Consider the following 10,260-nt stretch of genomic DNA (forward strand, 5'->3'; position numbering starts at 1 on the left):
GCCTCTTGCGGGGACAATGGATCAAGCTTCACAAATTGGGCGAAACAAACGCCGAACACCGATGCACCACCGTTCGGGATACACATGCTGATTACCGAATCTGTGAGAAGCTAGGCCACTATATGTTGTGGCTTACCTGCCCCGCTCACACTATCTGGCGTAGATACCTACATCGGGTCAACGAAATTATTTACAATATTGTGATGTTTTTTGCGTTGACGCAGCCGCCATATTTATGTCGTTGCGCAACACAAGTGATTCAGGTTTGCGAGACCACAAGCAGAGCAGAAACACCCCGTTCGGTAAAAACCTTTGTTTGCAGAGGGCTTAGCTAAATCGCTTAACCAAACACGTGAAGATTCCTTAACATAAACTTAACAGAATTTTAACATTCATAGGAAATTCGCCTGCGGGAAAAATGACACGACCCAATGAGAGTTCTGCACAAGATTTGAGCGAACTCAAACGCCAAACACAACGTTTAGTGTGTTTTCAACCAAGACGCTCCACATATGGTGTTCGAGAACGTCGCATCATCAAATGACAGACGGCGAAGCATCAGATAAGACTGCCCCCCGGGGGAGTAATCTAAGTCTTCAGAAATATGGAAAATGGTCGGGACGGCAAGATTCGAACTTGCGACCTACGGTACCCAAAACCGTCGCGCTACCAGGCTGCGCTACGCCCCGACTGACGCGGTTATTAGCGGTGTCGCGCGGGGATGAAAAGCCCGAAAATCAATCTTTGCACGGAAATACTGCTGGGCCACCTGAAAAGGCAGGATGTTGAAGCGCATCTCCGGCCTTTATTCCGAACATTGAGCTCATTCCGCCGTTAATTTCCAAAACAGCATAGACACCCTCACCGCCAGGAATCGGGGTCTCATCAAGCGGGATAGCATTTTCATGGATATGAACGATTCGTCCCGATCTATCTGTGAACACCATATCAAGCGGGATCAAAGTATTCTTCATCCAGAACGCAACGGCTTGGGGCTGTTCAAACACAAACAACATTCCAGCGGAACGGGCCATCGAAACGCGGTTCATCAGGCCACGTCCACGCTCGGCGGGCTCATCAGCAAGCTCGATTACGAATTGAGCCTCCCCGAAACTACCTTTGACTAAAACACGATCCTGCGGACACGCTTGCGCCGTCGCCGCACTACCAGCAAAGCAACACGCAAAAGCGAGTCGACGTGCTCGGATCAAATTTAGTGCAATGCTGCTTCCCACGCGTTCACCTCAATAGCCATGAGTCCGCGTTTACCATCAATCACCCGGATCGCCAATGCCTCGCCCGGGGCAAGATCCGCCAGTCCAGACCGACGCAGCACTTCGATATGAACGAATATATCAGCGTCTGACCCAAATGCGTTCGCAAAACCAAATCCTTTGCCCGGGTCGAACCACTTCACGCGCGCGGCCTGCAATTCAACATTCGCTAAATCAGCAGGATCGAAATCCTCAAGGTCAGGCAATGTTGCGCGATCGTCAGCACTGAGGGGGGCAATTGAAACGATCTCGACCGCCTGCGCTCCGCGTTCTGTCTCTTGGATCAGAATCTCTATACCGGCTCCGTCTGCTATAGAGTTTTGCCCGAAATTACGAAGAACATTCGCATGCAACAGGATGTCTGGCCCGCCTTTGTCAGAGACAACAAAACCAAAGCCTTTGGCCGGGTCAAACCATTTGACGACTCCGCGTGCCGCGTGCACCGTCTGCTCGATTTCCATATTCTGATACCAATATTTGAATTACTGTCTTTATCACTTTGTGAAGCATTTTGACTGACCTTAGCAAGAACAAAAAACCTTTCACTAACAAATACAAACCATTTCACGTCACATGAAAATCAAGGATTGAGACGCGAAATATCCCAATTCGCAGCCACGTCTGAACGCCGCCAAACAAACCGATCATGCAGGCGAAACGGCCCATCTGCCCAAAATTCGATCTCTAAGGGGGTAATGCGATATCCACCCCAAAATGGCGGGCGCGTGGGCGACGTGCCATGCTTTGCTGTCACTTTTGCAACATCTGCAACCAAAGCTGCGCGACCACTTAGAGGGCGCGATTGCTCACTTGCCCAAGCGCCAAGACGGCTTTTGAGCGATCGTGAATTATAGTAGTCGTCTGCTTGTGGTCCGTCTTCTTTGGTCACAAGTCCACGCACACGGATTTGGCGGCGCAAGGATTTCCAGTGCATCACAAACGCGGCTTTGCCAGCGCTATCAAGCTCTCTCGCTTTTGCACTTTCATAGTTTGTGTAAAAAACAAACGCTGCATCTTCGACGTCTTTCAAAAGAACCATGCGCGCATTCGGCAGGCCACCTGCATCAACGGTGCTTAGCGCAATCGCGTTGGGATCATTGATCTCGCTCTCAGAGGCCTCTGTCAGCCAGGTCCGCACGATCACGAAAGGATCATCGCCCGCGAAAATACCGGTTCTATCTGTCATGTAAAATACCTCATTGCTGCGTCGCCCAAGACCAACAATTAGCCCATAAGTCATGTATTCAAGGCAAACAAGCTTGTCGCGGGGTCCAATTGCTTGATGCCTTGGGGGCATTGCCCTAAAGACAGGGGAACGAATTTAACGGGAGCACCTCTTATGTCCAACGGACTTATGGCCGGAAAACGCGGTCTGATCATGGGCTTAGCCAATGACAAATCCATCGCATGGGGCATCGCAAAAGCCTGCGCTGATGCAGGCGCAGAGCTTTGCTTTTCGTACCAAGGCGATGCGTTAAAAAAGCGCGTTAATCCATTGGCAGCACAGTTGGGTAGCGATTTCGTCGTTCCTTGCGATGCTAGCGACGCCGGGTCTATGGACGCATTGTTTGCAGAAATTGAACAGCGATGGGGCACGTTTGACTTTGTGGTTCACGCGATTGGCTTCTCGGACAAGAACGAACTGCGAGGTCGTTACGTCGACACATCCCGCGATAACTTCACAATGACGATGGACATCTCAGTCTATTCTTTCACCGCGATTATGCAGCGCGCTGAAAAGCTGATGAACGAAGGCGGCAGTGCTGTCACGCTCACGTACTACGGTGCCGAACGCATTATGCCACATTACAATGTAATGGGCGTCGCCAAAGCAGCACTTGAAGCATCTGTTCGTTACATGGCCGAAGATCTGGGCAAAGACGGCATTCGCGTTAACGCGATCAGCGCGGGTCCGATCAAAACGTTGGCTGCTTCTGGCATTGGCGATTTCCGCTACATTATGAAGTGGAACGAATATAACAGCCCGCTGCGTCGCAATGTGACTACAGACGATGTTGGGAAATCCGCGCTCTATCTGCTCAGTGATCTGAGCTCTGGCGTAACGGGCGAAACCCATCACGTGGATGCCGGCTATCACGTCGTTGGCATGAAGGCGGTTGATGCGCCTGACATCACAAAGGGCTAGGTCCAGATGGAGCTGTCCCATCTAATCGCGTTTAATGTGACCTTGCTTGCGGCTATTCTTAGTCCGGGCCCTGCAATGCTCTACATTATTCGCACCACCCTTGCGAGTGGACGGGTCATTGGCCTGTTCACCGCTTGGGGTCTTGGCTTTATGGCCGCGACGTGGACGGCGCTGGCGTTTATGGGTTTGGACGCAATTTTTGCTGTCCTGCCTTGGACGTTCATTCTATTGAAGACTGTTGGCGCATTATACTTGATGTGGATCGCTTACCAGACATGGAAGCATGCGCGCGAACCGATGGGGCAAACACCAACGCCCCCTGCCCGCGCGTTTCTTGGCGGGATGCTTGTCAATCTAAGCAACCCCAAATCGATCCTGTTTGCAGCTGCCGTGATCATGGTGATTTTCCCTCAGAACATGGATTTTGGTGACAAAGTCCTGATTGTAGGCAATCATCTGCTGATGGAATTCATCGTCAGCTCAGCCTTCGTTTTCGCCTTTTCCACCAAACATATCAGCGCGGGATATCTGCGCGCTAAACCCGTCCTTGACCGCATTGCGGCTTCTGTTCTTGGCCTTTTGGGCCTACGGCTTTTGCTGAGCCGCTAATCAAACCACCGGAGACTTTCCATGACCGATCGCTTGCCACACGAAAAAGGGTTTCACGTTAGCTGGGATCAATTGCACCGCGATTCACGCGCCCTTGCGTGGCGCCTTGATGGCAAAGGCCCTGATAATGGCGAATGGAAAGCCGTGGTTGCGATCACACGTGGCGGCATGGCCCCCGCGATGATCGTTGCGCGCGAGTTGGACATCCGCAAGGTCGATACGATTGCTGTTGTTTCCTATCATTCTGGCGGTGGTGCCGCGACTGAACGCCGTGAAGCAAAAGTGTTGAAAGCGCCTGACGCAGAAATGATGGGCGACGGAACAGGTATTTTAGTGATCGACGATCTGGTGGACAGCGGCAAAACGCTGGAACTAGTTCGTTCGCTTTATCCCAACGCACACTATGCTTGTGTGTATGCAAAACCTTCGGGTGAACCGCAGACAGATACGTTCATCACGGGCGTTTCCCAAGATACATGGATCTTCTTCCCGTGGGATATGGCGCTGCAATACGTTCAACCCTTCCGCGGGCAGGACTGAGACATGAGCGGCTCGGCAACACAGGCAACGTTTCCGCCCCCTGTAATGGAAGCACGTCGCTGGTTGGACGGGGTAACCTTTCCAACAGATCGCCCTTTGATCAACGTCAGCCAAGCCGCACCCGTTGAATCGCCCCCCGAACCCATGCGCCGCGCCATGGCTGAGTTCATTTTGAATGAACCCCAAGCACACTTGTATGGGCCAGTTTTAGGCACACCCGAATTACGTTCTGAGGTCGCATCGCAATGGAGTGACGCGTACGGCAGCCAAATCAGCGCCGATCAAGTTGCGATCACATCTGGCTGTAACCAAGCTTTCGCCGCCGTCATTAGCGCGATAGCAAACGCAGGTGATGAAGTCCTTTTGCCGACGCCATGGTATTTCAATCACAAAATGTGGCTCGATATGGCGGGCGTTACAGCCAAGCCGATCCCCACAGACGACAGCTTGCTGCCCGATCCAAACGTAGCGCGCGCGCAGATTACGTCGCGCACGCGTGCGATTTCACTGGTAACGCCGAACAATCCCGCAGGCGTTGAATACCCCGCAGATCTGGTGTTGGCGTTCTTCAAGCTGGCGCAAGAGACGGGCATCAAGCTGATTGTCGATGAAACCTATCGCGACTTTCATTCCCAAACGGGCGCGCCACATCCCTTGTTCCAACAGGATGGCTGGGAAGACACGCTTGTTCACCTTTACTCCTTCTCCAAAGCGTTCCGCCTGACAGGCCACCGCGTTGGGGCGATTATTTCCTCACCTACACTATTGGCTGAGGCTGAAAAATTCCTAGACACCGTTGCCATTTGCCCAAGCCAGCTTGGCCAATACTCTGCCCTTTGGGGTTTGCAGAACCTTAGTGATTGGCTCGCAGAGCAACGCCTCGAAATCCTGTCACGGCGCACCGCGATTGAAGCTGAAATGCCCAAACTGACCGCACTTGGCTGGACCTTGAAAGGCTGCGGCGCGTATTTCGCCTATGTCGAACATCCCTTCGCAATCCCCTCAAACGAACTCGCGCCAGCGTTGGTGAAAGAGGCAGGCATCCTTGCCCTGCCCGGCACAATGTTCATGCCCGAGGGTGATCCCGCGGGCGCGCGCCATCTACGCGTCGCTTTCGCAAACATCGACGCCGACGGAATCGCTGAATTGTTCAAACGTTTATCAGCACTACCATTCTCTCTTGCTCCCCTACGCGGGGCCAAGTAAACCTTCCAAAACGCCGTATTTCGCGCGGCCGTATTAAGAAGGTTTGACGCATCATGGCCGTACGTGGGAATAAGATTTCAAAGACATTCATCTGGATTTTGCTTGCCATGCTGATCGTCGGCCTAGCCGGATTTGGCGCAACGGGCGTTGGCGGCAACATCCAGTCCATTGGCGCAGTTGGCGACAAGAAAATTTCTGTCGATCTTTATGCACGCACCTTGCAGGAAGACCTGCGCGCTGTGTCGGCGCAAGCTGGCCAAAACGTTCCCTTTTCCACCGCACAAACGATTGGGATTGATCGCCAAGCCTTGGCACGTGTCGTAACAACCCGCGCGCTGGATCATGAAACGTCCGAGCTGGGTCTGTCTGTTGGTGACGAAAAACTTCAGGAACAAATTTTAAGCATGGGTGCGTTTCAAGGTCTGAATGGTCAGTTTGATCGCGAAGCCTATCGCTTTACCCTTGAAAACGCAGGTCTGTCGGAGGCGGCATTCGAAGAAAGCATGCGCGAAGAAGCAGCACGCACACTTGTCCAAGGCGCGATCCTATCTGGCAATACGGTCCCTGATACTTACGCTGACACGTTGGTCGCTTATGTCGGTGAACGCCGTAACGCGACGGTCGCTCGGTTGACCGCCGATGATCTGGCCGAACCAGTGGGCGACCCAACCCCTGAGCAACTGACCGCTTACTACGATGAAAACATTGACAACTATACATTGCCATTAACCAAACAGATCACCTACGCGTGGCTGTCCCCAGATATGATCGCTGATACTGTCGACGTTGATGAACAATCTCTGAAAGACGCATATGCGGAACGCGATGCAGAGTTCAATCAACCCGAGCGTCGCTTGGTGGAGCGTCTGGTTTATGGATCAACAGAAGATGCAAGTGCGGCCAAAGCACAGCTAGAAGCAGGTGGATCAACGTTTGAGACCCTTGTGGAAGAACGTGGTCTTGTGCTGGCAGATATCGACCTTGGTGATCTTCCAAAAGATGACTTGGGCGCTGCAGGCGACGCTGTTTTCGCAGGCGCGACAGGTGACATTGTTGGCCCGCTCGAAAGCGATCTTGGCCCTGCATTGTTCCGCATCAACGGCATTCTAGCCGCACAAGAAACCAGCTTTGAGGATGCGCGCGCACAACTGCGCGATGAACTTTCCGCCGATCGCGCACGTCGCGTCGTTGAAGCGCAAATCAGCGACATCGACGACCTGCTTGCCGGGGGTGCAACGCTGGAAGACCTCATCAAAGAAACCGACATGGAGCTTGGCACGATCGACTGGTCGTCAGAAGCAGAAGACGACCTTGCCGCTTATGAAGCCTTCCGCGAAGCGGCGTCAACCGTGACAGAGGAGGACTTTCCAGTGGTCGCAGTCTTAGAGGACGGTGGCATTTTTGCGCTACGGCTCGACACGGTTCTTGAACCACGCCCACAGCCAATGATTGAAATCACAGAACGCGTGACAGCCGGTTGGCGGACACAGGCAACCCGCGCTGCCTTGCGCGCAGAGGCAGAGGCGTTGATCCCAGAAATCACAGCCGACAGCGATTTCGCGGATGTTGATCTTGTCTCCGAGACGTTAACGGATGTGATGCGGACGGGCTTCGTTGACGGCATCCCACCAGCGGCAATTTTGGCCCTATTTGAGGCCGAAAAAGGCACCACTGTCATCGTTGACGATGTTACGGATGTTCTCGTGATCCGCCTCGATGACGTGCTGGCCGCAGACGAAGAAAGCGACGACATCACTGCCGTGCGAGAACGCCTAAGCAGCCAAGCCTCAAGCGCGATTAGCCAAGACCTGTTCGAAGCCTACGCACGTGATATCCAGCAGCGCGCAGGCATCAACCTTGATCAAAACGCGATCAACGCGGTCCATGCCAATTTTAACTAACTTTACCTAAAGGGGTTCGCCCATGGCGTTGGTTCCTTCCTTCGAAGAATTCGCCAAGGCGTATAATGCCGGGCAAAATCAGGTGGTCTACACGCGGCTTGCTGCGGATTTGGACACGCCCGTTTCCTTGATGCTCAAGCTGACGGGTGCCCAGAAAGACGCGTTCGTTCTTGAGTCCGTGACGGGCGGCGAAGTCCGTGGTCGCTATTCCATCGTCGGGATGAAGCCCGATCTGATCTGGCGCTCAGAGGGACCGACATCATCGCTCAACCGCATGGCGCGCTACGATAGCGATGCGTTTCAGGCGCAGGACTTGCCGCCTTTGGATGCATTACGCGCGCTGATCGCAGAAAGCCATATCAACCTGCCAGACGACCTGCCCCAAGCCAGCGCTGGCTTGTTTGGTTATCTTGGCTACGACATGATCCGCCATGTAGAACACCTGCCTAACGTCAATCCTGATGTTCTGGGCGTGCCCGATGCGATCATGCTGCGCCCCTCTGTGGTTGCGGTCTTGGACGGTGTGAAAGGCGAGGTCACGGTCGTCTCCCCCGCGTGGGTCAGCGATGGCCAATCCGCGCGCGCCGCCTATGCGCAAGCCGCTGAGCGCGTCATGGATTCCGTGCGCGATCTGGAACGCCCCATGCCCGCTGCAACCCGCGATCTGGGTCTAGCGGAAGACGCGCCAGAGCCTGTGAGTAACTTTACACGTGAAGGCTACAAAGACGCGGTTGAGCAGGCCAAAGAATACATCAAAGCAGGCGACATCTTTCAGGTCGTTCCGTCCCAGCGCTGGTGCCAAGAATTCAAACAACCGCCCTTCGCATTATACCGTTCTTTGCGCCGAACGAATCCCTCGCCGTTCATGTTCTACTTCAACTTTGGTGGTTTTCAAGTCGTCGGTGCATCGCCAGAAATCCTTGTGCGCGTCTTTGGCAAAGAGATCACCATCCGCCCCATCGCAGGCACCCGCAAGCGCGGCGCGACGCCTGAGGAAGACAACGCACTAGAGGCGGACTTGCTGGCCGATCAAAAAGAACTGGCAGAGCATTTGATGTTGTTGGACTTGGGCCGCAATGACGTGGGTAAGGTTGCCAAGATTGGCACCGTGCGCCCCACTGAGGAATTCATCGTCGAACGCTACAGCCACGTGATGCACATCGTGTCCAACGTTGTGGGCGAATTGGCAGATGACCAAGACGCCCTAAGCGCATTCTTTGCAGGCATGCCGGCTGGGACTGTATCTGGTGCCCCAAAAGTGCGCGCGATGGAGATCATTGACGAACTCGAGCCCGAAAAACGCGGCATCTACGGCGGTGGCTGCGGGTATTTCTCTGCGGGGGGCGACATGGACATGTGCATCGCCCTACGCACTGCGGTGGTGAAGGGCGAAAAGCTATATATCCAAGCGGGCGGCGGCGTGGTTTATGACAGCGATCCCGAGGCCGAGTATATGGAGACCGTGCATAAATCAGGCGCGATCCGTAAGGCCGCAGAGGATGCGAGCCGCTTTACGGGCAACGGGAATGGCTAAACCGTAGCTTTTGATCCTGTTTCCTGCCAGTCTCTTGAAAAATTTGACAGGCCCATAAATATGAGCGACGCAAACTAGCCAAATTCGACATACTCATTTGCATTGATTACAGTAATTCTTGGGACGATATCTTGGTTATCGGCGCGTATTTAGATCGATTTCGGTCTGAACTTGTTTGCATTGACGTTTTTTGTTGCGCCCCTTTGCTTACAGAAATCTGGCGAGCGCGCATTGCTGTTGTTTATCCAATCTGGATGTTGCTGATTGTGTTGTTTTTGCTGTCCAGTATCGTCTCCTGGCGCGTTTCGCAGCTATTGTAGCGGTCGTATCTTAGGCCTCAGCGTTTACTTGAGAGGCTATGGCAGACGCAAAATGACTATTGGTGGCTTTACGCCATGCTCTTTTCCACCTTTTTGTCCACGGCCCTGCACAGGTTTGTCGCCCTGTTGAACTTGCAAGGGTGGAGCGGGCATTATTCAACGCGACACAACACTCTAGCGCATCATCTAATTGAGCGCTATTCGCACGATCCGGTTGCGGCAACCTCGGCCCGTGCTTTGATCGGCTTGATTTGAACCGTTCCATTCTGGCTGGTTAGCGGAAGCCTCTAGGGAACTTGGCACTTTTGGAACGATGCGTTAGCGAACGCGGCCAGATTTTACCTCGGGGCACTTACACATTTGATGCTTTGGGTCATGCAGTTCTACGGCTAGGGGCCGCGTTGTCCTTCCCTCATCCGAAAAATTGGCTAAACTGATCGCATTTATTACCAAGAGGTTTTTATGCGTTTTTCAGCCCTTGCCATTATTAGCATCCTTCTCGCCCCCTTTCCCGCGCTTGCCGCCCCGACGGACGAACAGGTCGCCGCAGCGCGTCTTGCTTATATTGAGGGCGATTATGACGGCGCTTTGAACGTGATCCGAGAGGCGGCAGAAGCAGGAAATGCAAAAGCGTTGAACATCCTTGGTGCCGCTTATGAAGAAGGTCGAGGTGTTGAGATTGATCGCCCTAAAGCCATCGCGCTGTTTGAACGAGCCGCTAAAGCGGGTG

Annotated in this window: 9 protein-coding genes, 1 tRNA gene and 1 pseudogene; 7 read left to right on the forward strand and 4 right to left on the reverse strand. The window is 53.5% G+C overall.

Annotated features, from left to right (window positions below; translation table 11 throughout):
- Positions 1-612: 612 nt before the first annotated feature.
- From QZ279_RS00630 to pdxH, 4 genes are all read right to left on the reverse strand, one after another.
- Positions 613-689: transfer RNA gene (locus QZ279_RS00630), tRNA-Pro, on the reverse strand.
- A gap of 48 nt (positions 690-737) precedes the next feature.
- Positions 738-1,211, reverse strand: a complete 474-nt coding sequence (locus QZ279_RS00635; protein WP_366513800.1) for a DUF192 domain-containing protein — start codon at positions 1,209-1,211, stop codon at positions 738-740.
- Between the two features lie 2 nt (positions 1,212-1,213).
- Positions 1,214-1,735, reverse strand: a complete 522-nt coding sequence (locus QZ279_RS00640; RefSeq protein ID WP_293446855.1) for a cold-shock protein — start codon at positions 1,733-1,735, stop codon at positions 1,214-1,216.
- Positions 1,736-1,854: 119 nt separating this feature from the next.
- Entirely contained in the window at positions 1,855-2,460 is a 606-nt protein-coding gene (gene pdxH, locus QZ279_RS00645; protein WP_293446856.1) for a pyridoxamine 5'-phosphate oxidase, read from the reverse strand.
- 153 nt (positions 2,461-2,613) lie between these two features.
- Here pdxH and fabI point away from each other — a divergent pair, with 153 nt between their 5' ends.
- From fabI to QZ279_RS00680, 7 genes and pseudogenes are all read left to right on the forward strand, one after another.
- On the forward strand, positions 2,614-3,420 hold the full coding sequence (gene fabI / locus QZ279_RS00650; RefSeq protein ID WP_293446858.1) for an enoyl-ACP reductase FabI: 807 nt from the start codon (positions 2,614-2,616) through the stop codon (positions 3,418-3,420).
- Between the two features lie 6 nt (positions 3,421-3,426).
- Positions 3,427-4,029: a LysE family transporter gene (locus QZ279_RS00655; RefSeq protein WP_293446860.1), complete on the forward strand. Its 603-nt coding sequence runs from the start codon at positions 3,427-3,429 to the stop codon at positions 4,027-4,029.
- Between the two features lie 21 nt (positions 4,030-4,050).
- Entirely contained in the window at positions 4,051-4,569 is a 519-nt protein-coding gene (gene gpt / locus QZ279_RS00660; RefSeq protein WP_293446862.1) for a xanthine phosphoribosyltransferase, read from the forward strand.
- A gap of 3 nt (positions 4,570-4,572) precedes the next feature.
- Entirely contained in the window at positions 4,573-5,775 is a 1,203-nt protein-coding gene (locus QZ279_RS00665; RefSeq protein ID WP_293446864.1) for an aminotransferase, read from the forward strand.
- A 53-nt stretch (positions 5,776-5,828) separates the two neighbouring features.
- A complete protein-coding gene (locus tag QZ279_RS00670; protein ID WP_293446866.1) occupies positions 5,829-7,676 on the forward strand; it encodes a peptidylprolyl isomerase in 1,848 nt (615 codons plus the stop codon).
- A gap of 22 nt (positions 7,677-7,698) precedes the next feature.
- Positions 7,699-9,210, forward strand: a complete 1,512-nt coding sequence (trpE, locus tag QZ279_RS00675; protein ID WP_293446867.1) for an anthranilate synthase component I — start codon at positions 7,699-7,701, stop codon at positions 9,208-9,210.
- A gap of 782 nt (positions 9,211-9,992) precedes the next feature.
- Positions 9,993-10,260, forward strand: a pseudogene (locus QZ279_RS00680) (hypothetical protein); the annotation flags it as partial.

Source organism: Planktotalea sp. (assembly GCF_018607965.1).
GTDB lineage: Bacteria > Pseudomonadota > Alphaproteobacteria > Rhodobacterales > Rhodobacteraceae > Planktotalea.

Excerpts from the sequence above, each read along its gene's own strand:
- QZ279_RS00640 (WP_293446855.1), bottom strand. The coding sequence starts at position 1,735 with ATGGAAATCGAGCAGACGGTGCACGCGGCACGCGGAGTCGTCAAATGG.
- pdxH (WP_293446856.1), bottom strand. The coding sequence starts at position 2,460 with ATGACAGATAGAACCGGTATTTTCGCGGGCGATGATCCTTTCGTGATC.
- fabI (WP_293446858.1), top strand. The coding sequence starts at position 2,614 with ATGTCCAACGGACTTATGGCCGGAAAACGCGGTCTGATCATGGGCTTA.
- QZ279_RS00655 (WP_293446860.1), top strand. The coding sequence starts at position 3,427 with ATGGAGCTGTCCCATCTAATCGCGTTTAATGTGACCTTGCTTGCGGCT.
- gpt (WP_293446862.1), top strand. The coding sequence starts at position 4,051 with ATGACCGATCGCTTGCCACACGAAAAAGGGTTTCACGTTAGCTGGGAT.
- QZ279_RS00665 (WP_293446864.1), top strand. The coding sequence starts at position 4,573 with ATGAGCGGCTCGGCAACACAGGCAACGTTTCCGCCCCCTGTAATGGAA.
- QZ279_RS00670 (WP_293446866.1), top strand. The coding sequence starts at position 5,829 with ATGGCCGTACGTGGGAATAAGATTTCAAAGACATTCATCTGGATTTTG.
- trpE (WP_293446867.1), top strand. The coding sequence starts at position 7,699 with ATGGCGTTGGTTCCTTCCTTCGAAGAATTCGCCAAGGCGTATAATGCC.